The organism is Pseudomonas sp. zfem004, from assembly GCF_032621715.1.
Classification (GTDB): Bacteria; Pseudomonadota; Gammaproteobacteria; order Pseudomonadales; family Pseudomonadaceae; genus Aquipseudomonas; species Aquipseudomonas sichuanensis.
Window position 1 is genome coordinate 213,960 of the sequence record NZ_JAVYJF010000002.1, and the last position, 22,211, is coordinate 236,170.

Genomic DNA, 22,211 nt, shown 5'->3' on the forward strand with positions numbered 1-22,211 from the left:
TTCCCCTTTGGGAGCAACTGTCTTGCTTCAACTCTGAAATCTGGCGCGGTAACTGTGGGAGCGGGTTTACCCGCGAACACCGGCTTAGCCGGTGCCAAGCACCACGTTGCCCGCTTCGCGGCTAAAGCCGCTCCCACAGGGCCGAGCTGGATCAATGGTCTACGACATGCGGCCACATTCTGAAAACATCTGCCACGCGTCGTTTCAAAATGCGCCACTAGTGTTCATGGCGAGCCCATATTCAAGGACGACTTGCATGGCCCTGGCCCATTCGTACCTGCTTCGCCGAGGACGGTTCTCCGAGCCGGGCAGGATCTATCTACTCACCACTATCACCCACCAACGAAAACCATTGTTCATGGATTTCCATAGTGCCCGGCTCGTGATCAACGAACTGCGCAAATCAGACCAGGAACAAGCTTGCCAATCACTGGCGTGGGTAGTCATGCCAGACCATCTGCATTGGCTTATCGAACTGCATTCGGTGACGCTTGCCACCCTGATGCGCAGATTCAAATCGCGCTCGAGCCTCGCCTTGCATAAGTCGGGGGTTGAGCAGGACCCGGTATGGCAGCCCGGCTATCAGGACAGGGCACTACGTCGAGACCAGGATGTGAGATGGGTTGCCAGGTATATCGTTGCCAATCCATTGCGGGCTGGGCTGGTGGGAAGTGTCAGGGAGTATCCGCATTGGGATACCATCTGGCTTTGAAACCGGGGGTGAAGCATTCGCGGGTAAACCCGCTCCCACAGGGATAGCGCCATGTCCGAGGACACCGCTGTACCTGTGGGAGCGAGTTTACTCGCGAATGGCGTCAGGCCTGTGCGGTGGCCTGGGCCGGGCGACGCACCTGCGGCTGCGAAACGTTGGCAGCAGCGCCTTCTTCGATCGCCTGCTGGATCGCCTTGCGGCGACGTTCTTCGGCCTGGCGGCTGAAGTACCAGACCAGGAAGGTCACCAGCGACACCGACAGCAGGATCAGGCTGGCCACGGCGTTGATCTCGGGCTTCACGCCCAGACGCACCGCCGAGAACACTTCCATCGGCAGCGTGGTCGAGCCGGGGCCGGACACGAAGCTGGCCAGCACCAGGTCGTCCAGCGACAGGGCGAACGACATCATGCCGCCCGCCGCCAACGATGGCGCGATCATCGGGATGGTGATCAGGAAGAACACCTTCCACGGTTTGGCACCCAGGTCCATGGCCGCTTCTTCGATCGACAGGTCCAGCTCACGCAGGCGCGCCGACACCACCACCGCCACGTAGGCGGCGCAGAACGTGGTGTGGGCGATCCAGATGGTGACGATGCCACGCTCCTGGGGCCAGCCGATCATCTGCGCCATGGCCACGAACAGCAGCAACAGCGACAGACCGGTAATCACCTCGGGCATCACCAGCGGCGCGGTGACCAGGCCACCGAACAGCGTGCGGCCCTTGAAGCGGGTGACCCGGGTCAGCACGAAGGCCGCCAGGGTGCCCAGCGCCACCGCAGCGACCGCCGTGTAGCAAGCGATCTCCAGCGAGCGCATCACCGAACCCATCAGCTGGCTGTTGTCGAGCAGGCCGACGTACCACTTCACCGACCAGCCGCCCCACACCGTCACCAGTTTGGAGGCGTTGAACGAGTAGATCACCAGGATCAGCATCGGCAGGTAGATGAACAGCAAGCCGATGACCAGCATCAGGTTGGAGAAACTGAAGCGTTTCATGCCCGACCCTCCATCTCTTTGGCCTGGCTGCGGTTGAACAGCAGGATGGGCACGATCAGGATCGCCAGCATCACCACTGCCAGCGCGGACGCTACCGGCCAGTCACGGTTGTTGAAGAACTCCTGCCACAGCACCTTGCCGATCATCAGGGTTTCCGGGCCGCCGAGCAGTTCAGGAATCACGAACTCGCCCACCACCGGGATGAACACCAGCATGCAGCCGGCGATGATGCCGTTCTTGGACAGCGGCACGGTGATCTTCCAGAAGCTGTTGAAGGTGCTCGAGCCCAGGTCAGATGCGGCCTCGAGCAGGCTTTCGTCATGCTTCACCAGGTTGGCGTACAGCGGCAGGATCATGAACGGCAGGTACGAATAGACCACGCCGATATATACCGCCAGGTTGGTGTTGAGGATCTGCAACGGCTGGTCGATCAGCCCCAGCCACAGCAGGAAGCTGTTGAGCAGCCCGTTGTTGCTGAGGATGCCCATCCAGGCGTAGACGCGGATCAGGATCGCGGTCCAGGTCGGCATCATGATCAGCAGCAGCAGGACGGTCTGCGACTCCTTCTTGGCCTTGGAGATGGCATAGGCCATCGGGTAGCCGATCAGCAGGCACAGCAGGGTGCTGAACAGGGCGACCTTCAACGAACCGAGGTAGGCCGAGATGTACAGCTCGTCTTCGGTGAGCAGGCCATAGTTGGCCAGGTTCAGCACCAGCTGCACCTTGCCTTCGAGGTAGCTGTAGATCTCGGTGTAGGGCGGGATCGCCACGTCGGCTTCGGCGAAGCTGATCTTCAACACGATGAAGAACGGCAGCATGAAGAACAGGAACAGCCAGATGAACGGCACGCCGATCACCAGGTGCCGCCCCTCCGGGGTCAGGCGCTGGAAGGCTCGCTTGAGCTTGCGCAGTTTCATGACCGCAGTACCACGCCGCTGTCGTCTTCCCACCACACGTACACTTCGTCACCCCAGGTAGGGCGGGTGCCCTGACGCTCGGCGTTGGCGACGAACGACTGGACTACCTTGCCGCTGGGCAGCTCGACGTAGAACACCGAGTGGCCACCGAGGTAGGCGATGTCGTGAACCTTGCCACGCGACCAGTTGTGCTCGCAGGTTGGCTGCGTGGTGGTGACCAGCAGTTTCTCCGGGCGCAGGGCGTAGGTGATGTGCTTGTCTTCCACCGAGGTGGTGATGCCGTGGCCGACGTAGATCTTGCGCTCCAGCTCCGGGCTGGCAATGACCGCGTGGCCTTCGGCGTCTTCGACCACGTCACCTTCGAACAGGTTGACGTTGCCGATGAACTCGCAGACCAGGCGGCTGGTCGGGGTTTCATAGATGTCGATCGGGCTGCCGATCTGGGCAATCCAGCCCAGGTGCATGATGGCGATGCGCTGGGCCATGGTCATGGCCTCTTCCTGGTCGTGGGTCACCATCACGCAGGTCACGCCCACGCGCTCGATGATCTCCACCAGCTCCAGTTGCATCTGCGAGCGCAGCTTCTTGTCCAGCGCGCCCATCGGTTCGTCGAGCAGCAGCAGCTTGGGGCGCTTGGCCAGCGAACGGGCCAGGGCCACACGCTGGCGCTGGCCACCGGACAGCTGGTGCGGCTTGCGCTTGGCGTACTGGGTCATGTGCACCAGCTTGAGCATCTCGGCCACGCGGGCGTCGATCTCGGCCTTGGGCATCTTGTCCTGCTGCAGGCCGAAGGCGATGTTCTGCGCCACGGTCATGTGCGGGAACAGCGCGTAGGACTGGAACATCATGTTGATCGGCCGCTCGTAGGGCGGCATGTCGGTGATGTCGACACCGTCGAGGAAGATCCGTCCCTCGGTCGGGCGCTCGAAGCCGGCGAGCATGCGCAGCAGGGTCGATTTACCGGAACCGGAGCCACCCAGCAGGGCGAAGATCTCGCCTTTGCGGATTTCCAGGGACACATCGTCCACGGCTATGGTTTCGTCGAACTTCTTCGTGACCCGGTCGATCTTGACCAGCACCTGCTTGGGTTGCTGGCCACCCTCGAGGGCTTTCTTATAGGCACCGGAGGCAACTGCCATGAGTGAAACTCCCAACAAGATTTATATGCCCACACGGCCTGTAGCTACAGGGGCCGTGGCGGGCCTGGATTGTTGTTACTTGCCCGACTTGACCTTGGTCCAGCTGCGGGTCATCAGACGCTGCACCTTGGGTGGCAACTCTGCGTTGACGAACATCTTGTCCAGCACTTCCTGCGGTGGGTAAACCGCGGCGTCAGTCCTCACGGCCTGGTCCATCAGGTCGCCAGCCTTGGGGTTCGGGTTGGCGTAACCGACGTAATCACTGACCTGGGCGATAACCTCAGGCTTCAGCAAATAGTTGATGAAGGCGTGGGCCTCTTTGAGGTTCTTGGCATCCTTGGGGATCGCCAGCACATCGAACCAGAGGTTGCCGCCTTCTTTGGGGATTGCGTAGGCCAGGCTCACGCCTTTCTTCGCTTCAGCAGCGCGGGCCTTGGCCTGGAACACGTCACCGGAGAAGCCTGCCGCGACGCAGATGTCGCCGTTGGCCAGGTCGGTGATGTATTTCGAAGAGTGGAAGTAGGTCACGTAGGGGCGCACGGCCAACAACTTGGCCTCGGCCTTCTTGTAGTCTTCAGGGTCGGTGCTGTTGGGGCTCAGGCCCATGTAGTTGAGCACCGCCGGGAGCATCTCGTCGGCCGAGTCGAGGAAGGCCACACCGCACTTGCTGAGCTTCTTCATGTTCTCGGGCTCGAACAGCACGGCCCAGGAGTCGATCTTGTCGGTGCCCAGCACCGCCTTGACCTTCTCGACGTTGTAGCCGATGCCGTTGGTACCCCACAGGTAGGGCACGGCGTACTGATTGCCCGGGTCGTTCTTCTCGAGGCGCTTCATCAGCGCCGGGTCGAGGTTGGCATAGTTGGGCAGCAGACCCTTGTCGAGCTTCTGGAACGCGCCCGCCTTGATCTGCTTGCCGAGGAAATGGTTGGACGGCACCACTACGTCATAGCCGGTCTTGCCGGCCAGCAGCTTGCCTTCCAGGGTTTCGTTGGAATCGAACACGTCCTGCACCGGTTTGATACCGGTTTCTTTCTCGAAATCCGCGAGGGTGGTCGGCCCGATGTAGTCGGACCAGTTGTAGAAATGCACCGTGGGCGCCGCTTGGACGCTGCAAGCCAGCGTCAGGCCCGCTCCAGCCATCAAGGCCTTGCGCAATACAGAAATAGACAAGTGGGGGCTCCTTACAATCAGTGCCTTTGCGGGCGGAAAACCTGACCGCTCACGCAAAACCGGCGCGCAACTTACCTTCACGGCTACGATGCCGCAAACTTATTTGCCTAAAGCTGCCTCTGGGCCGCAAAGGCCCGGCCCAGAGGGTCCCGCATCGGGCTTACTTGCCCGACTTGATCTTGGTCCAGCTACGGGTGATGTCGCGCTGGGCAGCCTTCTCCGGCGCCTTGATGGCGTAAAGCTGTGCCTTCACTTCATCGGACGGGTAGATGGCCGGGTCGCTGGTGATGTCCTTGTCCACGAACTGGGTAGCCGCCTTGTTGCCGTTCGGGAAACGCACGGCATTGGTGATGCCGGCCATGACTTCCGGTTGCATCAGGTAGTCCATGAACTTGTAGGCCGCTTCGACGTTCTCGGCGTCCTTCGGAATGGCGACCATGTCGTAGAAGGTGCCAGCACCCTCTTTAGGAATGGTGTAGCTCAGCTTGACCTTGTCGCCGGCCTCGTGGGCACGGGCCTTGGACTGCTCCAGGTCACCCGAGTAACCCACGGCCACGCAGATGTTGCCGTTGGCCAGGTCCGAGATGTACTTGGAGGAGTGGAAGTAGGTGATCGAAGGGCGGATCTTGAGGAACAGGTCTTCGGCGGCCTTCAGGTCTTCCTTCTTGGTGCTGTCGCTTGGCTTGCCCAGGTAGTGCAGCGCGGCCGGGATCATCTCGGTCGGTGCATCGAGGAAGCTCACGCCGCAGCTCTTGAGCTTGGCGATGTTCTCAGGCTTGAACACGGCGTCCCACGAATCGATCTTGTCCACGCCCAGCGCGGCCTTGACCTTCTCCGGGTTGTAGCCGATGCCGATGGAGCCCCACATGTACGGGAAGGCGAACTTGTTGCCCGGGTCGCTGGCATCGCCGACGGCCTTGAGCAGGGCCGGGTCGAGGTTTTTCCAGTTGGGCAGCTTGGAACGGTCCAGCTCCTGGTAGACGCCAGCCTTGATCTGCTTGGCCAGGAAGTTGTTGGACGGCACGACGATGTCGTAGCCCGACTTGCCCGCCAGCAGCTTGGCTTCGAGGGTTTCGTTGCTGTCGAAGACGTCGTAGACGACCTTGATGCCAGTCTGCTTCTCGAAGTTGGCCACGGTGTCCGGGGCGATGTAGTCCGACCAGTTGTAGACGTGCAGCACGTTGTCATCAGCCTGAACAGCGGTCGCCACGGCACCCATCAGGGCGGCGGCCAGCAGCGTCTTGCCCAATTTCTTCATGCGTAATGCTCCAGAATTTATTATCAAGCCATCTGTTCAGCAGCCAGGGCCCACGGTGCACGCGCTGGGCGACTAAACAGCCGTTAGTCTGGCAAGTTACAAGGCGCTGTTTCAACACAACCAGGGCCTTGTAATGACTTAATGTCACCTCGCCAGCCTAGCAGACCGTCATTTGATCGCTTCGTAGGTCAAATCCAGGCACTTGCGCGCCTTTTCCACCAGCTCGTCCACCTCGGCATGGGTAATCACCAGCGGCGGGGCGATGATCATGGTGTCGCCCACGGCGCGCATGATCAGGCCGTTTTCAAAGCAGAAGTTGCGGCAGACCATGCCCACGCCCTTGCCCTCGTAACGGCTGCGGGTGGCCTTGTCCTTGACCAGCTCGATCGCGCCGAGCAGGCCCAGGCCGCGCACTTCGCCCACCAGTGGGTGGTCCTGCAGCTCACGCAGTCGTTTTTGCAAGTAGGGTGCCACTTCCGTGCGGGCGTGCTCGATGATCTTCTCGTCACGCAGGATGCGCAGGTTTTCCAGGCCCACCGCCGCCGCCACCGGGTGACCGGAATAGGTGAAGCCGTGGTTGAAATCACCGCCTTCGCTGATCACCTTGGCCACCTTGTCACGCACGATCACACCGCCCATGGGGATGTAACCGGAGGTCAGGCCCTTGGCGATGGTCATCAGGTCGGGCTTGAGGTCGTAGTAGTCGGAGCCGAACCACTCGCCGGTGCGGCCGAAGCCACAGATCACTTCGTCGGCGACGAACAGGATGTCGTACTTGGCCAGGATCTCCTTGACCTTCGGCCAGTAGGTCTCTGGCGGGATGATCACGCCGCCGGCGCCCTGGATCGGCTCGGCGATGAAGGCGGCGACGTTGTCTTCGCCGACTTCGAGGATTTTCTTCTCCAGCTGCTCGGCCGCCCATACCCCGAATTCGTCCGGGGTCATGTCGCCACCCTCACCGAACCAGTACGGTTGCGGGATGTGCACGATGCCCGGGATCGGCAGGCCGCCCTGCTCGTGCATGCCGCTCATGCCGCCCAGGCACGCGCCGGCGAAGGTGGAGCCGTGGTAACCGTTGATGCGGCCGATGATGGTCTGCTTGTGCGGCTTGCCCTTGAGCGCCCAGTAGTGGCGGACCATGCGCAGCACGGTGTCGTTGCCTTCGGAGCCGGAGCCGGTGAAGAACACATGGGTCATGCCCGCAGGGGCCACGTCGGTGATCGCCTTGGCCAGCTCCAGCGCGGGCGGGTGGGCGGTCTGGAAGAACAGGTTGTAGTACGGCAGCTCGCGCATCTGCTTTTCTGCCGCCTGCACCAGTTCTTCACGGCCATAGCCCACCGCCACGCACCACAGGCCGGCCATGCCGTCGAGGATCTTGTGGCCCTCGCTGTCCCACAAATGCACACCCTGCGCCTTGGTGATGATGCGCGGCCCCTTCTCCTTCAGCTGCTTGTAGTCGCTGAAAGGTGCAAGGTGGTGCTCGCCGCTCAGGGTCTGCCATTCACGGGTTTGCGGGTTGTTGACGCTCATGTGCTTCTCCATGGTCCGGTGGCCGCGCCTTGGGCGGCCTCAGGGTTGATCACACAGCAAACAGCAGGAACTCTCGCTCCCAGGAGCTGATGACGCGCTTGAAGTTTTCATGCTCGGCGCGCTTGGTGGCGACGTAGCCGGTAATGAATTTCTTGCCCAGGTACTGCTCCAGTGCCCGGCTGATTTCCATGCGTTCGAGGGCATCCTCGATGGTCAGCGGCAGGCGCAGGTTACGGCGCTCGTAGCCACGGCCCTGTACCGGCGCGCTGGCCTCGATGCCTTCGACCATGCCGATGTAGCCGCACAGCAGGCTGGCGGCGATGGCCAGGTACGGGTTGGCGTCGGCGCCCGGCAGGCGGTTCTCGACTCGGCGGTTCTGCGGGCCGGCATCCGGTACGCGCAAGCCGACGGTGCGGTTCTCTTCACCCCACTCGACGTTCACCGGCGCCGAGGTGTCCGGCAAGAAGCGGCGGAACGAGTTGACGTTGGGGGCGAACAGCGGCAGCGCCTCGGGGATGAACTTCTGCAGGCCACCGATGTGGTTGAGGAACAGCTCGCTCATGCTGCCGTCGGCATTGGAGAAGATGTTCTTGCCGGTGGCGGCATCGACCACGCTCTGGTGCAGGTGCATGGCACTGCCTGGCTCGCCGGTCATCGGCTTGGCCATGAAGGTGGCGGCCACGTTGTGCTTGAGCGCCGCCTCGCGCATGGTGCGCTTGAACACCAGGATCTGGTCGGCCAGGTGCAGGGCATCGCCGTGACGGAAGTTGATTTCCATCTGCGCGGTGCCGTCTTCGTGGATCAGCGTGTCGAGGTCCAGCTGCTGCAGTTCGCACCAGTCATAGACGTCCTCGAACAGCGGGTCGAATTCGTTGGCGGCCTCGATCGAGAACGACTGGCGGCCAGTTTCCGGGCGGCCGGAACGGCCCACCGGCGGCTGCAGCGGGAAGTCCGGGTCTTCGCTGCGCTTGGTCAGGTAGAACTCCATCTCTGGCGCGACGATCGGCTGCCAGCCCTTGTCGGCGTAGAGCTTGAGGACTTTCTTGAGCACGTTGCGCGGCGACAGTTCGACCGGGTTGCCCTTCTTGTCGTAGGTGTCGTGGATCACCTGGGCAGTCGGCTCGATGGCCCAGGGCACGAGAAACACCGCGTTCTCGTCGGGGCGGCAGATCATGTCGATGTCGGCCGGGTCGAGCAGTTCGTAATAGATGTCGTCGTCGACGTAATCGCCGGTCACGGTCTGCAGCAGCACGCTCTCGGGCAGGCGCATGCCTTTTTCGGCGATGAACTTGTTGGTGGGCGAGATCTTGCCGCGGGTGATGCCGGTCAGGTCGCTGATCAGGCATTCCACTTCGGTGATCTTGTGCTCTTTCAACCAATCGGTGAGCTGGTCGAGGTTGTTACTCATAAATACCTCAGGAGGTAATGTGGCCCGGTTGCAGGGAACCGGCTGCCATTGACGCCTGGCGTCGGTCAAAGTCGGCGCACACAGCGCCGAGGGGCCTGGACAGGCCCGCGCCTTGATTCTGGATGGAGTGCCTGGCTAAAGCAAAAACCTGCGCGCAGGCCGCCAGTGGATACACTCCATAAGAGTGGCTCCGTGGTGAAAGCAAAGGGCAGATAGAAAGGAAGACGTGCAGTAACGCATTACGAGGCATGGTTTTTTTGTGCGAACCGTCAATTATTGCGGCCACTGCGGCCACCCACTGTTGCAGGCGTGCAATGATCGGACGGTAACCGGGAGATGTACCTGAGCGCACCGTGCATGCGGCGCTGGCAGGTCTCGACAGGCGGACCATGTGACCCTCGTATTATTGTGTTCTGGGTTGTGACCGAGCTTAGCCTTGTTCATTTTTTTACACAACTCCTCCGTAAAAAATAAAACACGGCCCGCTCTGGATAACCCTTCAGCACGAAAATAGCGGATAATGGCACGCCCCGATATGCAGCAAATCTGCCGTAGACGTGCCATTTCAGGGCATCATGGGGCTGGCTTGACTTAGCCCGGTCTTTCCGATTGACTGGGGTTGCAAGCCCCCCTTGATTGATATTTTTAACAACAAAGGTGTTGCATCATGTCGGTACCCCCGCGTGCCGTTCAGCTTAACGAAGCGAACGCGTTCCTTAAGGAACATCCTGAGGTTCTCTACGTTGACCTTCTGATTGCAGATATGAATGGTGTGGTTCGTGGCAAGCGCATCGAGCGCACGAGCCTGCACAAGGTTTACGAGAAAGGCATCAACCTGCCGGCCTCCCTCTTCGCCCTCGACATCAACGGTTCGACCGTCGAAAGCACGGGCCTCGGTCTGGACATCGGCGATGCCGACCGCATCTGCTACCCGATCCCCGACACCCTGTGCAACGAGCCCTGGCAGAAGCGCCCTACCGCGCAATTGCTGATGACCATGCACGAACTCGAAGGCGAGCCGTTCTTCGCCGACCCGCGTGAAGTGCTGCGCCAGGTGGTGAGCAAGTTCACCGACATGGGCCTGACCATCTGCGCCGCGTTCGAGCTGGAGTTCTACCTGATCGACCAGGAGAACGTGAACGGCCGCCCGCAGCCGCCACGCTCGCCGATTTCGGGCAAGCGCCCGCAGTCGACCCAGGTGTACCTGATCGACGACCTCGACGAATACGCCGACTGCCTGCAGGACATCCTCGAAGGCGCGAAAGAGCAGGGCATCCCGGCCGACGCGATCGTCAAGGAAAGCGCCCCGGCCCAGTTCGAAGTCAACCTGCATCACGTTGCCGACCCACTCAAGGCCTGTGACTACGCGGTGCTGCTCAAGCGGCTGATCAAGAACATCGCCTACGACCATGAAATGGACACCACCTTCATGGCCAAGCCCTACCCGGGCCAGGCAGGCAACGGCCTGCATGTACACATCTCCGTGCTGGACAAAGATGGCAACAACATCTTCACCAGCGAGGATCCCGAGCAGAACGCCGCGCTACGTCACGCTGTCGGCGGTGTGCTCGAGACCCTGCCCGCCTCCATGGCGTTCCTCTGCCCCAACGTCAACTCGTACCGCCGCTTCGGCGCGCAGTTCTACGTGCCCAATGCGCCGAGCTGGGGCCTGGACAACCGCACCGTGGCCCTGCGTGTACCCACAGGTTCGCCGGACTCGGTGCGCATCGAACACCGCGTCGCCGGTGCCGATGCCAACCCGTACCTGATGATGGCGGCCGTGCTGGCCGGCGTGCACCACGGCCTGACCAACAAGGTCGAACCGGGTGAGCCGATCGAAGGCAACTCGTACGAGCAGCTGGAGCAGAGCCTGCCGAACAACCTGCGCGATGCCCTGCGCGAGCTGGACGACAGCGAGATCCTCAACAAGTACATCGATCCGAAGTACATCGACATCTTCGTCGCGTGCAAGGAGAGCGAGCTGGAGGAGTTCGAGCATTCGATCTCCGACCTCGAGTACAACTGGTATCTGCATACCGTGTAACTGAAAACGCCGCCCTCAGGGGCGGCGTTTTTGTTTAGCTGCGGCGACGTCTTCTTCGCGGGTAAACCCGCTCCCACAGGCTTTGCACATAACCTGTGGGAGCGGGTTTACCCGCGAAAAGGCCCCCAACAAGCATGCGTCAGAGCGGCTTCTCGAAAATCTTCGAATTGCGCTGGAAGTTGTACAGCGACGCCCGCGCCGCCGGCAGCTGTTCCACGCCACAGGGCGCAAAGCCCCGCTCACGGAACCAGTGCGCAGTCCGGGTCGTCAGCACGAACAAGGTCTTCAACCCCAACTGCCGAGCCCGCGCCTCGATGCGTTCGAGCAGCTCGTCGCCACGCCCGCCATGCCGGTACTCGGGGTTCACCGCCAGGCACGCCAGCTCCCCCGCCTCGGAATCGGCAATCGGGTACAGCGCCGCACAGGCGATGATCATGCCCTCGCGCTCGACCACGCTGAACTGCTCGATCTCCCGCTCCAGCACCTCGCGCGAACGGCGCACCAGGATACCCTGCTCTTCCAGCGGGCTGATCAGGTCCAGCAGGCCACCGACATCGTCGATGGTCGCCTCGCGCACCACTTCGAACTGCTCCTGGGACACCAGCGTGCCGCCACCACCACGGGTGAACAGCTCGGTCAGCAGCGCGCCATCTTCGGCGTAACTGACGATATGGCTGCGCGCCACCCCGCCCTTGCAGGCCTCGGCGGCCGCATCCAGCAATTCCGCCTGGTAATCGCTGCCCAGGCGCTGCAGGTGCGGCGCAATCTGTTGCGGGCGCAGTTCGCGTACCAGTTGCCCCTGGTCATCCAGCAGGCCGGGCTCGGCGCCGAACAGCAGCAGCTTGTCGGCACCCAGCTCGATCGCGGCGCGGGTGGCCACGTCTTCGCAGGCCAGGTTGAAGATCTCGCCGGTCGGCGAGTAGCCCAGCGGCGACAGCAGCACGATGGAGCGCTCGTCGAGCAGGCGGTTGATGCCCTTGCGGTCGACTCGGCGCACTTCGCCGGTGTGGTGGTAATCGACCCCCTCCAGCACGCCGATCGGCCGCGCGGTGACCAGGTTGCCGGACGCTACGCGCAGGCGCGAGCCCTGCATCGGTGACGCCGCCATGTCCATCGACAGGCGCGCCTCGATGGCCAGGCGCAGGGCGCCGACCGCATCGATCACGCAGTCGAGGGTAGCCGCGTCGGTGATCCGCAGGCCATGGTGGTAGTGCGGGGTCAGGCCGCGGGCGGCCAGGCGGCTTTCGATCTGCGGGCGCGAGCCGTGCACCAGCACCAGCCGCACGCCGAGGCTGTGCAACAGCACCAGGTCGTGGACGATATTGCCGAAGTTCGGGTGTTCCACACCGTCGCCCGGGAGCATGACCACGAAGGTGCAGTCGCGGTGGGCGTTGATGTAGGGAGAAGCATGGCGCAGCCAGTTGACGTAATCGGGCATGACGAGGCCTGTGGATAAGTGAACGGAGAACGAAAAGGCGCACAACGTTCGAAAGTCATCGTCGGAACAGGCTTGCGGTCACGCGCGGTCTCCTCTAGGCAGGAACGAATCAGCTCAATGGACGTTTAGCTCAGGCAATAGTGCCGGATCAGGTCACGCAATAGACGCACGGTAGGCTCGATACGTGACATTTCAAGGTACTCGCCAGGCTGGTGGGCGCAGGCGATGTCGCCCGGGCCAAGCACGATGGTCTGGCAGCCGAGCTGCTGAAGATAAGGCGCTTCGGTGCCAAAGGCCACCGCTTCGGCGCGATGGCCGGTCAGGCGTTCGGCCAGTTGCACCAGTTCGCAGTCGGCGGCCTGCTCGAAGGGCGGCACCTCGGGGAACAGCGGCGCGTAGTCGATGCGCACCTCGTGGCGCTCGGCCAGCGGCGCCAGCTTGCCGCGAATGGCAGCGCGCAGCTGCTCGACATCCATGCCCGGCAACGGGCGCAGGTCGAACTCCAGCGCGCACTGGCCACAGATCCGGTTGGGGTTGTCGCCGCCGTGGATGCAGCCGAAATTCAGGGTTGGCGTGGGCACCGTGAACTGCGGATTGCGGTACTTTTCCTGCCAGCCGCGGCGCAGGTCCATCAACTCGCCCATCACCGCATGCATGGCCTCCAGAGCGCTGTGGCCGAGCGATGGGTCCGACGAATGGCCGCTGCGCCCGAGGATGTCGATGCGGTCCATGAGGATGCCCTTGTGCATGCGGATCGGCTTGAGCCCGGTGGGCTCGCCGATCACCGCCGCGCGGCCGAGCGGCTGGCCGGCTTCGGCTAGGGCGCGGGCGCCGGACATCGAGCTCTCCTCGTCGCAGGTGGCGAGGATCAGCAGCGGTTGCTTGAAGTCGTGCTCCAGCAGCGGAATCACCGCGTCGATGACCAGGGCGAAAAAGCCCTTCATGTCGCAACTGCCCAGCCCGACCCAGCGGCCATCGACTTCGGTCAGCTTCAGCGGGTCGCTTTTCCACAGCTGCGGGTCGTAGGGCACGGTGTCGCTGTGCCCCGCCAGCACCAGCCCGCCCGGGCCGGTGCCGCGGCTGGCCAGCAGGTTGTACTTGCCGGGGCTGACCTGCTGGATCTCGCATTTGAAACCCAGGTCGCCCAGCCAACCGGCCAGCAGGTCGATGACCAGGAGGTTGGACTGGTCCAGCGCTGGCTGGGTGCAACTGACCGACGGGGCGGCGATCAGGGCGGAGAACTGGTCTTTCAGCGACGGCAACGGCATGCGCGGACTCCTCAAAAGCATGGGGGCATCATAGCAATGCAGATGCCTGACAAAGCAAATCGATCATCCTTCGTGGGAGCGGCGGTGCGCCGATGCGACTTGCCCCGCGATACCGGCGCAGCCGGTGCCATCTATCGCGGGGCAAACCCGCTCCCACGATGATTCATGACGTAAGTGCTGTAGACTGCCCGGCAACGATGTCCCCTCCTTCCGAGCCCGCGATGCACACAGAAACCGAACTCAAACTCCGCGCCAGCCCCGAGACCCTTGCCGCCCTGCGCGAGCACCCGCTGCTGAAAAAGCGCAACAAGTCCGGCTGGCAGACCCGCGAACTGCTCAATCAGTATTTCGACACCCCCGAGCGCGAGCTGTCCGCCGCCCGTGTCGCCCTGCGCCTGCGCCGTGACGGCGAGGTGATCATCCAGACCCTCAAGTGCCGCGGCAAGAGCGTGGCCGGCCTGTCCGAGCGCAACGAGCACGAGTGGCAGCTGGACAAGGTCAAGCTCGACCTGAAGAAGCTCGACGCCAGCTGCTGGCCCGAGCAACTGGCCGAGCTCGACAAGAAAACCATCAAGCCGTTGTTCACCACCGACTTCACCCGCGAGTACGCGGAGATTTCCTGGGGCCGCGGCAAGGCCAAGGTGGTGATCGAGGCTGCGCTGGACCAAGGCTTCGTGATCGCCGGCAAACGCAAGGAAGCCATCTGCGAGCTGGAGCTCGAACTGCGCGAAGGCGCGCCCGAAGCGCTGCTGGAGCTGGCCGCCGAACTGGCCGCCACGCTGCCACTGATGCCCTGCGACATCAGCAAGGCCGAACGCGGCTACCGCCTGCTCGACGAAGGCAGCTACGAGCTTGACCTGCCGAGCGCCGAGCTGGATGCCGAAATGCCGGTGGACGACGCCTTCGCCGCCCTCGCCTGGCAATTGCTCGGCAGCAGCCAGCGCCTGGCCGAGCAGTACCGCCACACCGGCCATTGGCGCCTGCTGCAGGACTGGGTGCGCTGCCTGGCCGAACTGCGCGCGCTCACTGGCAGCCTTGGTCAGGCCGCGCCGCGCGCTGCCACCCGCGAGCTGCGCGCCAGCCTCGACGCCCTGCTGGAAGACTGGCGCCCGCTGGTGCAGGCCGGCAACGAAGACGAAGACATCCGCCGCGCCGCGCCCGAGCAGTTCACCGAAGAGCTGGAAGACCCGCGTTGGGGCCAGTTCTCCCTGGAAACTGCGCGCTGGCTGAGCGCCCGTGCCTGGACCGTCGAGCGCAAGGGCCGTGGCGAACGCCAAGGCAAGGCGCAGCTGGCCAGCTGGCTGCAGCACCTGCTCGGCGAGGAAGCCCGCGCCCTCAAGCTGCCGCTGTACGTACAGCGCCCGGAAGATCTGGCCGAGCAGCTGCCGCGCATCGAGTCCGTACAGGCCTGGATGCACCATGCCCGCCAGGTGCTCGACCTGCCCCAGCAGGACCGTCTGTACGGTGAGCTGAACAAGCTGCACGAGCTGGCCGAGCAACCGCTGGTCGATGAACACAAGGACGAGCTGCTGGAAGCGCGCATCGAGCAGGCCCGTGCCATCGAACAGAACCGCGCCTGGAAGTACCTGCTCAAGTCGCCTTCAGCGCGTTAAGGGCAGGCTGGTCGTGGACTTGATCTCGGACAAGGCCACGATCGAATTGACCTCCTGGATCCCCGGCACATTCGACAGCTTTTCGAAGAAGAACCGTTCGTAGGCTTCGATGTCCGGGGTGACAATACGCAGCAGGAAATCCACCGAGCCCATCAGCACGTAGCACTCCAGCACCTCGGGGAAGCCGCGGATCGCCTCGGTGAACTCGGCGAAGTTCGAACGGCCGTGGGCATTGAGCTTCACCTCGGCGAAGATCTGCGTATTGAGCCCCACCTTCTTGCGATCCAGCAGGGTCACCTGGCCACGGATCACCCCCTCCTCTTTCAGACGCTGGATACGGCGCCAGCAGGGCGATTGCGACAGGCCGACCCGCTCGGCGACCTGAGCACTGGACAATGAAGCGTCCGCCTGCAGCACCTCGAGAATGCGCCGGTCATAGGCGTCCAGTTCGCTTTGCATGATTGATTCTCCAATACGCCATAAAACGAATTATATAATTCGCCAAAACGCTAAATGGCCGAATCATAGCGAAAATATGCCCCGCCGAACGTGCAAGAATTTCTGCACTTTCGCGGAGACCCAGCATGAACGCACTCGAACGCCCCCTCACTTCGCCCCGCACCGACGCCTGGGCCGCCACGGCCGCACACAGCACCGTGCACTACCACCTGCAGGCCGAAGCCGAGCCGGACACCCTGTGCCGGGTGCTGAACCTGTTCGCGCTGCAATTTCTCACCCCGCACAGCGTGCAGGTGAGCCAGTGCGACGACCTGCTCGACGTGCAGATCGGTATCGGTGGCCTGAGCTGGCACCGCGCCGAAGTGATCGCGCAAAAGTTGCGCAACCTGGTCTGTGTCGCCGACGTCAGCCTGAACAACCTGCCGCGCCTGGCGCACGCGGCAGTGAGCTGAAGGCCACCGGCGGCAAGATCCGGAAACCCTTTGCCGCACCGAAGGTGGGGCACCCGGGCTAGCCTTTCCAGGCCTTCGTTCACCTGGCCAGGACGCCGCCATGCTCGCCAAGGACAGCCATGACCTCGACCTCAACCGCCTGCTAGATGCCCTGCTGGCCGAGCAACGCATCACCGCCAGCGATGCCCTGCAGGCACTCGAACGGGCAAGGTCCCATCCCACCGACCATCCTCTGGAACTGATTGCCGGGCTGGCCCTGCCAGACCCACTGCACCCAGGCCAGGCCCTCGGGCTGGATAGTCTGTGCCGCTGGCTGGCGCACCAGGCTGGCCAGCCGTTCCTGCACATCGACCCGCTACAGATCGACCTGGCCCGCCTTGGCAACCTGGTCTCTGCGGCATTCGCCCAGCGCCACGGCATCCTTGCGGTGGCCATGGACGACAGCAGCATTACCGTGGCCAGCGCCCAGCCCTACCAGCGCGAGTGGGAAGCCGACCTGGCCCTGAGCCTTGGCAAGCGGGTGCGCCGGGTACTGGCCAGCCCCAGGCAACTGCGCCAGCTGGCACCGACCTTCTACGGGCTGGCCCACTCGGTCCGGGGTGCCGGCCAGCAGCAGTCGCCGCGCCTGGGCGAGCTGGAACAACTCCTGGAACTGGGCGCCAGCCATCAGCAAGCCAGTGCCGACGACGCCCACATCGTGCACATCGTCGACTGGATGCTGCAGTACGCCATCGAACAAGGCGCCAGCGATATCCACCTGGAACCGCGCCAAGCCCAGGGCCACCTGCGCCTGCGCATCGACGGCCTGCTGCACGCGGTCTACGCCTTCCCTGCGGCGGTTGCGCTGGCCATGGTCAGCCGCCTGAAACACCTGGGGCGGATGAACGTGGCGGAGAAACGCCGGCCCCAGGATGGCCGGCTCAAAAGTCGTCTGCCGGGCGGAGCGGACATCGAGTTGCGGCTCTCCACCCTGCCCACGCCGTTCGGCGAAAAGCTGGTGCTACGCCTGTTCGACCCCCGGCAACGGCATGACACCCTCGAACGCCTCGGCTTGGGCGGCTCGCTTCTGCAGCAGTGGCAGGCGCTGCTGCAACAGCGCCAGGGCATCCTGCTGGTCACCGGGCCCACCGGCTCGGGCAAGACCAGTACGCTGTATGCCAGCCTCAGGCACCTGGCCACACCACAGGTGAACCTGTGCAGCATCGAAGACCCCATCGAACGCCTGGAGCCCGCCATCAATCAGCTGCAGGTCCAGCCGGGCCTGGACCTGAACTTTGCCGACGGCGTGCGCGCCCTGCTGCGCCAGGACCCGGACATCATCATGATCGGTGAGATCCGTGACCCCGAGACCGCGCAGGTAGCCGTGCAAGCGGCGCTGACCGGGCACCTGGTGCTGTCCACCCTGCACACCAACGATGCCTGCGGCGCCATCACCCGCCTGCAGGAGCTGGGTGTGGCCGACTACCTGATCAAGGCCACGCTGATCGGCGTTCTGGCCCAGCGCCTGGTACGCACGCTGTGCCCGGCCTGCCGCGACAGCGCCCCGCAGGGACAGCCCTGCGGCCAGTGCCGGGGCAGCGGTTTCCAGGGCCGCACAGGGTTGTTCGAGTTGCTCAGGGTCAGCGCCAGCCTGCGTGAACGGATCACCCCGGGCGCCGACCTGGCCGCCCTGCGCCGGCAAGCACAGGCCGACGGCCTGCGTGACCTGCAACGCTGCGGCCAGGACCGCGTCGAGCAGGGGCTGACCACCCTGGAGGAGGTGCTACGGGTCTGTGGATAAGTGATAAATCCCCTGTGTGTACGGGAACTTGGCGTGGGCAGGCATGATCCAACCAGCATCTCAAACAGCCCTCAAAGACCGAGGTGATTCATCATGCGTTTCAAAACAGCCATCGCAGCCACCGTCCTGTTCGCGCTGCCCATTGGCTCCGCCATGGCCGACACGTTCTGGCGTAACGTCATCTCCTCGGGTGCCACCACTGCCTCGACCTACCTGACCTTCAAGGACCACAAGCTGATCGTCGCCGCCCAGGATGACGCCGGCAGCTTTGTCGCCAGTGACGGTGCGATTCGCGGGCCGTTCCTGGAAGCTGCCATCAACCAGGTTCGCGCCGACAACCCGGGCGTGCAGGCCAGCGACATGGAACTGGCCAACGCAATCCTGGCCAAAAATGCCGTAGCCGAGTAATCCAGGGGGGCTGCTTTGCAGCCCAATCGCCGGCAAGCCGGCTCCCACTCCGACCGCATCAGCCCAGGCTTGTGGGAGCTGGCTTGCCAGCGATGACGCCAGTACAAGCGACACAAAATTGCTGCTTCCACAGGGCATGGGCAATTTCAGCGATACGCCTCCACCGGCACACACGAACAGAACAGGTTCCGGTCCCCATACACATTGTCGACCCGGTTCACCGCCGGCCAGTATTTATGCTGGCGCGCGTGAGCGCTGGGGGCGATGCCCTGCTCGATGCTGTAGGGCCGGTTCCACGGCGCCAGCACGTCAGCCAGAGTGTGCGGGGCATGCTTGAGCGGGTTGTCCTCGGCGGGCCAGTTGCCGTCCTGCACCTGCGCGATCTCGGCGCGGATCGCCAGCATTGCTTCGACAAAACGGTCCAGTTCGGCCTTCGACTCGCTCTCGGTAGGCTCGACCATCAAGGTGCCCGGCACCGGGAACGACATGGTCGGGGCATGGAAGCCGTAGTCCATCAGGCGCTTGGCCACGTCCTCCTCGCTGATGCCGGTCAGCGCCTTGAGCGGGCGCAGGTCGAGGATGCACTCGTGGGCCACCCGCTGGTTGCGCCCGCGGTAGAGCACCGGGAAGGCATCGCGCAACTGGCTGGCCAGGTAGTTGGCCGACAGGATCGCCACCTCGCTGGCATCGGCCAGCTGTGGCCCCATCATGGCGATGTACATCCAACTGATCGGCAGGATGCTGGCGCTGCCCCATGGCGCGGCACTGACCGCGGTGTTGTTCGGGTCCAGCCCGGGCACCGGCACGACAGGGTGGCTGGCAACGAACGGCTTGAGGTGTGCACGGATGCCGATCGGCCCCATGCCCGGACCACCCCCTCCATGGGGGATGCAGAAGGTCTTGTGCAGGTTCATGTGCGAAACATCGGCACCGATGTCCGCCGGGCGTGCCAGCCCCACCTGGGCGTTGAGGTTGGCGCCATCCATGTACACCTGTCCGCCGTGCTGGTGGATCACCTCGCAGATCTCGCGGATACCCTCCTCGTACACGCCATGGGTCGAGGGGTAGGTGATCATCAGGCAGGACAGCCGTTCGCCGGCGGCCTGGGCCTTGGCCTTGAGGTCGTCGAGGTCGACGTTGCCCTGCTCGTCGCACTCGACGATCACCACCTCCATGCCGGCCATCTGCGCCGACGCCGGGTTGGTGCCGTGGGCCGATGACGGGATCAGGCACAGGGTGCGCCTGGGCTGATGGCGGCTCTGGTGATAGCGGGTGATCGCCACCAACCCCGCGTACTCGCCCTGGGCGCCGGAGTTGGGCTGCATGCAGATGGCGTCGAAACCTGTGATGGCGCACAACCAGCTTTCCAGCTCGTCGATCATCGCCTTGTAGCCCAGCACCTGGGCGGCCGGGGCGAACGGGTGCGGCAGGGCGAACTCGGGCCAGGTGATCGGGATCATCTCGCTGGTGGCGTTGAGCTTCATGGTGCAGGAGCCCAGCGGAATCATCGACTGGTTGAGCGCCAGGTCCTTGTTCTCCAGCTGCTTGAGGTAGCGCAGCATCTCGGTTTCGCTATGGTGCAGGTTGAACACCGGGTGCTGCAGAATCGGCGTGCGCCGCACCAGGGCGCCGGGGATGCCCTCGGGCAGGGCTTGCTGGTCGAGGGTAGCGATGTCCAGGCCGTGGTCGACGCCGAGGAAGATGTCGAACAGCTTGAGCACCGTGGCTTCGTCGCAGGTTTCGTCCAGGCTCACGCCCAGATGCCCACGGCCGAGGATGCGCAGGTTGATGCGGGCAGCCTCGGCGCTTTCGATGATCGCCGCCTGGGTGCCGCCGACGTCGAGCGTGAGGGTGTCGAAGAAGTGCTGGTTGAGGCGCTTGATGCCTTTGCTCTCAAGCCCGGCGGCCAGAATGAAGGTCAGCCGGTGCACCCGCTGGGCGATGCGTTGCAGGCCTTCGGGGCCGTGGTAGACGGCGTAGCAGCTGGCAATGTTGGCCAGCAGCACCTGCGCGGTGCAGATGTTGGAGTTGGCCTTCTCGCGGCGGATGTGCTGCTCGCGGGTTTGCAGGGCCATGCGCAGCGCAGTGTTGCCACGGGCATCGCGGGACACCCCGATGATGCGCCCGGGCATGGCCCGCTTGTAGTCGTCACGACAGGCGAAATAGGCCGCGTGCGGGCCTCCGAAGCCCATCGGCACGCCAAACCGCTGGGTGGAGCCGAGCACCACGTCGGCGCCCAGCTCGCCCGGCGGGGTGAGCACCACCAGGCTGAGGATATCCGCAGCGACGCAGGCCAGGGCCTGTTGGCCGTGCAACTGGTCGATCAGCGGGCGCAAGTCACGCACTTCGCCATGGGTGTCGGGATATTGCAGCAACGCGCCGAACACCTGGTGGCTGGCGAGGTTATCCACAGAGTCGATGATCAGGTCGAAGCCGAAGCCTTCAGCGCGGGTCTTGAGCACCGACAGGGTTTGCGGATGGCAGTGCTCGTCGGCGAAGAACGCGTTGCTCTTGCTGCGCGCCACGCGCTTGGCCAGGGCCATGGCCTCGGCGGCGGCCGTGGCCTCGTCCAGCAGCGAGGCATTGGCCAGGGCCAGGCCGGTGAGGTCGATCACCATCTGCTGGTAGTTCAGCAACGCTTCCAGGCGCCCTTGGGCGATCTCGGGCTGGTAGGGCGTGTAGGCGGTGTACCAACCCGGGTTCTCCAGCACGTTGCGCAGGATGACGGTGGGCGTGACGGTGGCGTGGTAGCCCATGCCGATCAGGCTGGTCCACAGCTGGTTCTGCGCGGCGTAGCCGGCGAGCTTGGCCAGGGCGGCCTGTTCATCGAGGGCCGGCGGCAGGTCGAGCGGGCGGTTGAAGCGGATGCCTGGCGGCACGGTCTGTTCGATCAGTTCGCCGCGGCTGGCGACGCCAAGGGCGTCGAGCATGGCCTGCTGCTCCTGGGCATCGGGCCCCAGGTGGCGACTGAGGAATGGGTTGGGTGCGTGCAGTTGATGCAGGGACGGCGACTGTGACATGGCGACAATCTCTTCCTGGACCAGTTCTCATGGAGACTTACAAGTCTAGGAAGGGATCGGCGATGGTGCGGGAAAACTTGTGCTTGCCTGGGGCTGCTTCGCAGCCCTTTCGCGGCACAAGGCCGCTCCTACAGGAGAATGCGATCCCCTGTAGGAGCGGCCTTGTGTCGCGATAGGGGCGCAAGGCGCCCCCAGAGGCTTACTCGCCGATAGCAGCCTTGTAGCCAGCAGCATCCAGCAGCTTGTCCAGCTCAGACTTGTCGCTCGGCTTGAGCTTGAAGATCCACGATTCGTAGGGCTCTTCGTTGAGCAGCTCCGGGCTGTCGGCCAGCTCTTCGTTGACCGCGATCACTTCGCCACCGATCGGGGCATAGATATCGGAGGCCGCTTTCACCGACTCGACCACGCCGGCAGCGTCGCCTGCGGCGAACACCTTGCCGACTTCGGCCAGCTCGACGAACACCACGTCACCCAAGGCTTGCTGGGCGTGGTCGCTGATGCCCACGGTCACTGTGCCGTCGGCTTCCAGACGGGCCCATTCATGGCTATCGGCAAAGCGCAGGTCGGCGGGGATTTGGCTCATAGTCTTGTATTCCTC

At 63.6% G+C, this 22,211-nt stretch carries 18 protein-coding genes; 6 read left to right on the forward strand and 12 right to left on the reverse strand.

What is annotated here, in order from left to right:
- Nucleotides 1-256 precede the first annotated feature (256 nt).
- Nucleotides 257-712, forward strand: a complete 456-nt coding sequence (locus RTH46_RS03195; protein ID WP_316905034.1) for an REP-associated tyrosine transposase — start codon at nucleotides 257-259, stop codon at nucleotides 710-712.
- Nucleotides 713-815: 103 nt separating this feature from the next.
- Here the strand turns inward: RTH46_RS03195 and RTH46_RS03200 are convergent, their stop codons facing one another.
- From RTH46_RS03200 to RTH46_RS03230, 7 genes are all read right to left on the reverse strand, one after another.
- Entirely contained in the window at nucleotides 816-1,709 is an 894-nt protein-coding gene (locus tag RTH46_RS03200) for an ABC transporter permease subunit (RefSeq protein WP_153785612.1), read from the reverse strand.
- A complete protein-coding gene (locus RTH46_RS03205) occupies nucleotides 1,706-2,626 on the reverse strand; it encodes an ABC transporter permease subunit (RefSeq protein ID WP_178125767.1) in 921 nt (306 codons plus the stop codon). The genes RTH46_RS03200 and RTH46_RS03205 overlap by 4 nt, the downstream gene beginning before the upstream one ends.
- Nucleotides 2,623-3,765 (reverse strand): polyamine ABC transporter ATP-binding protein, encoded by a 1,143-nt coding sequence (gene potA, locus RTH46_RS03210; protein ID WP_232883229.1) that lies wholly within the window; start codon nucleotides 3,763-3,765, stop codon nucleotides 2,623-2,625. Before potA ends, RTH46_RS03205 begins: the two co-directional genes overlap by 4 nt.
- Before the next feature lie 75 nt (nucleotides 3,766-3,840).
- On the reverse strand, nucleotides 3,841-4,935 hold the full coding sequence (locus RTH46_RS03215; protein WP_316905035.1) for a polyamine ABC transporter substrate-binding protein: 1,095 nt from the start codon (nucleotides 4,933-4,935) through the stop codon (nucleotides 3,841-3,843).
- 160 nt (nucleotides 4,936-5,095) lie between these two features.
- The gene (locus tag RTH46_RS03220) at nucleotides 5,096-6,193 is read right to left on the reverse strand and encodes a polyamine ABC transporter substrate-binding protein (RefSeq protein WP_316905036.1); all 1,098 of its coding nucleotides are present in this window, start codon (nucleotides 6,191-6,193) and stop codon (nucleotides 5,096-5,098) included.
- A gap of 168 nt (nucleotides 6,194-6,361) precedes the next feature.
- Nucleotides 6,362-7,723 (reverse strand): aspartate aminotransferase family protein, encoded by a 1,362-nt coding sequence (locus RTH46_RS03225; protein WP_153785608.1) that lies wholly within the window; start codon nucleotides 7,721-7,723, stop codon nucleotides 6,362-6,364.
- 49 nt (nucleotides 7,724-7,772) lie between these two features.
- Nucleotides 7,773-9,131: a glutamine synthetase family protein gene (locus RTH46_RS03230; protein ID WP_153785607.1), complete on the reverse strand. Its 1,359-nt coding sequence runs from the start codon at nucleotides 9,129-9,131 to the stop codon at nucleotides 7,773-7,775.
- 667 nt (nucleotides 9,132-9,798) lie between these two features.
- Between RTH46_RS03230 and RTH46_RS03235 the strand changes: the two genes are divergently transcribed.
- Nucleotides 9,799-11,175 carry a glutamine synthetase family protein gene (locus RTH46_RS03235; protein ID WP_110992163.1) on the forward strand — a complete coding sequence of 459 codons (1,377 nt, stop codon included), beginning with the start codon at nucleotides 9,799-9,801 and terminating at the stop codon, nucleotides 11,173-11,175.
- Nucleotides 11,176-11,314: 139 nt separating this feature from the next.
- On the opposite strand, the gene argA is transcribed toward RTH46_RS03235, so the two are convergent.
- Both argA and argE read right to left on the reverse strand, forming a co-directional pair.
- Nucleotides 11,315-12,613 (reverse strand): amino-acid N-acetyltransferase, encoded by a 1,299-nt coding sequence (gene argA, locus RTH46_RS03240; protein WP_153785606.1) that lies wholly within the window; start codon nucleotides 12,611-12,613, stop codon nucleotides 11,315-11,317.
- A gap of 125 nt (nucleotides 12,614-12,738) precedes the next feature.
- Nucleotides 12,739-13,881, reverse strand: coding sequence for an acetylornithine deacetylase (gene argE, locus RTH46_RS03245; protein ID WP_316905037.1), 1,143 nt, complete (start codon nucleotides 13,879-13,881; stop codon nucleotides 12,739-12,741).
- Between the two features lie 221 nt (nucleotides 13,882-14,102).
- Between argE and RTH46_RS03250 the strand changes: the two genes are divergently transcribed.
- A complete protein-coding gene (locus tag RTH46_RS03250; RefSeq protein ID WP_316905038.1) occupies nucleotides 14,103-15,494 on the forward strand; it encodes an inorganic triphosphatase in 1,392 nt (463 codons plus the stop codon).
- On the opposite strand, the gene RTH46_RS03255 is transcribed toward RTH46_RS03250, so the two are convergent.
- Nucleotides 15,483-15,953, reverse strand: a complete 471-nt coding sequence (locus RTH46_RS03255; RefSeq protein WP_110992159.1) for an Lrp/AsnC family transcriptional regulator — start codon at nucleotides 15,951-15,953, stop codon at nucleotides 15,483-15,485. The two genes, RTH46_RS03250 and RTH46_RS03255, sit on opposite strands and share 12 nt — an antisense overlap.
- 125 nt (nucleotides 15,954-16,078) lie before the next feature.
- Here RTH46_RS03255 and RTH46_RS03260 point away from each other — a divergent pair, with 125 nt between their 5' ends.
- The 3 genes from RTH46_RS03260 to RTH46_RS03270 all read left to right on the forward strand — a co-directional run bounded on the left by RTH46_RS03260 (nucleotide 16,079) and on the right by RTH46_RS03270 (nucleotide 18,593).
- Nucleotides 16,079-16,405, forward strand: coding sequence for a hypothetical protein (locus tag RTH46_RS03260; RefSeq protein WP_316905039.1), 327 nt, complete (start codon nucleotides 16,079-16,081; stop codon nucleotides 16,403-16,405).
- Nucleotides 16,406-16,505: 100 nt separating this feature from the next.
- On the forward strand, nucleotides 16,506-18,185 hold the full coding sequence (locus RTH46_RS03265; RefSeq protein ID WP_316905040.1) for a GspE/PulE family protein: 1,680 nt from the start codon (nucleotides 16,506-16,508) through the stop codon (nucleotides 18,183-18,185).
- 93 nt (nucleotides 18,186-18,278) lie between these two features.
- Nucleotides 18,279-18,593, forward strand: coding sequence for a DUF2388 domain-containing protein (locus tag RTH46_RS03270; protein ID WP_125462185.1), 315 nt, complete (start codon nucleotides 18,279-18,281; stop codon nucleotides 18,591-18,593).
- A 146-nt stretch (nucleotides 18,594-18,739) separates the two neighbouring features.
- On the opposite strand, the gene gcvP is transcribed toward RTH46_RS03270, so the two are convergent.
- Nucleotides 18,740-21,613 (reverse strand): aminomethyl-transferring glycine dehydrogenase, encoded by a 2,874-nt coding sequence (gene gcvP / locus RTH46_RS03275; protein ID WP_316905041.1) that lies wholly within the window; start codon nucleotides 21,611-21,613, stop codon nucleotides 18,740-18,742.
- Between the two features lie 199 nt (nucleotides 21,614-21,812).
- A complete protein-coding gene (gene gcvH, locus RTH46_RS03280) occupies nucleotides 21,813-22,196 on the reverse strand; it encodes a glycine cleavage system protein GcvH (protein WP_153785600.1) in 384 nt (127 codons plus the stop codon).
- Between the last annotated feature and the right edge of the window lie 15 nt (nucleotides 22,197-22,211).

Excerpts from the sequence above, each read along its gene's own strand:
- RTH46_RS03195 (WP_316905034.1), top strand. The coding sequence starts at position 257 with ATGGCCCTGGCCCATTCGTACCTGCTTCGCCGAGGACGGTTCTCCGAG.
- RTH46_RS03200 (WP_153785612.1), bottom strand. The coding sequence starts at position 1,709 with ATGAAACGCTTCAGTTTCTCCAACCTGATGCTGGTCATCGGCTTGCTG.
- RTH46_RS03205 (WP_178125767.1), bottom strand. The coding sequence starts at position 2,626 with ATGAAACTGCGCAAGCTCAAGCGAGCCTTCCAGCGCCTGACCCCGGAG.
- potA (WP_232883229.1), bottom strand. The coding sequence starts at position 3,765 with ATGGCAGTTGCCTCCGGTGCCTATAAGAAAGCCCTCGAGGGTGGCCAG.
- RTH46_RS03220 (WP_316905036.1), bottom strand. The coding sequence starts at position 6,193 with ATGAAGAAATTGGGCAAGACGCTGCTGGCCGCCGCCCTGATGGGTGCC.
- RTH46_RS03225 (WP_153785608.1), bottom strand. The coding sequence starts at position 7,723 with ATGAGCGTCAACAACCCGCAAACCCGTGAATGGCAGACCCTGAGCGGC.
- RTH46_RS03230 (WP_153785607.1), bottom strand. The coding sequence starts at position 9,131 with ATGAGTAACAACCTCGACCAGCTCACCGATTGGTTGAAAGAGCACAAG.
- RTH46_RS03235 (WP_110992163.1), top strand. The coding sequence starts at position 9,799 with ATGTCGGTACCCCCGCGTGCCGTTCAGCTTAACGAAGCGAACGCGTTC.
- argA (WP_153785606.1), bottom strand. The coding sequence starts at position 12,613 with ATGCCCGATTACGTCAACTGGCTGCGCCATGCTTCTCCCTACATCAAC.
- argE (WP_316905037.1), bottom strand. The coding sequence starts at position 13,881 with ATGCCGTTGCCGTCGCTGAAAGACCAGTTCTCCGCCCTGATCGCCGCC.
- RTH46_RS03250 (WP_316905038.1), top strand. The coding sequence starts at position 14,103 with ATGCACACAGAAACCGAACTCAAACTCCGCGCCAGCCCCGAGACCCTT.
- RTH46_RS03255 (WP_110992159.1), bottom strand. The coding sequence starts at position 15,953 with ATGCAAAGCGAACTGGACGCCTATGACCGGCGCATTCTCGAGGTGCTG.
- RTH46_RS03260 (WP_316905039.1), top strand. The coding sequence starts at position 16,079 with ATGAACGCACTCGAACGCCCCCTCACTTCGCCCCGCACCGACGCCTGG.
- RTH46_RS03265 (WP_316905040.1), top strand. The coding sequence starts at position 16,506 with ATGCTCGCCAAGGACAGCCATGACCTCGACCTCAACCGCCTGCTAGAT.
- RTH46_RS03270 (WP_125462185.1), top strand. The coding sequence starts at position 18,279 with ATGCGTTTCAAAACAGCCATCGCAGCCACCGTCCTGTTCGCGCTGCCC.
- gcvP (WP_316905041.1), bottom strand. The coding sequence starts at position 21,613 with ATGTCACAGTCGCCGTCCCTGCATCAACTGCACGCACCCAACCCATTC.
- gcvH (WP_153785600.1), bottom strand. The coding sequence starts at position 22,196 with ATGAGCCAAATCCCCGCCGACCTGCGCTTTGCCGATAGCCATGAATGG.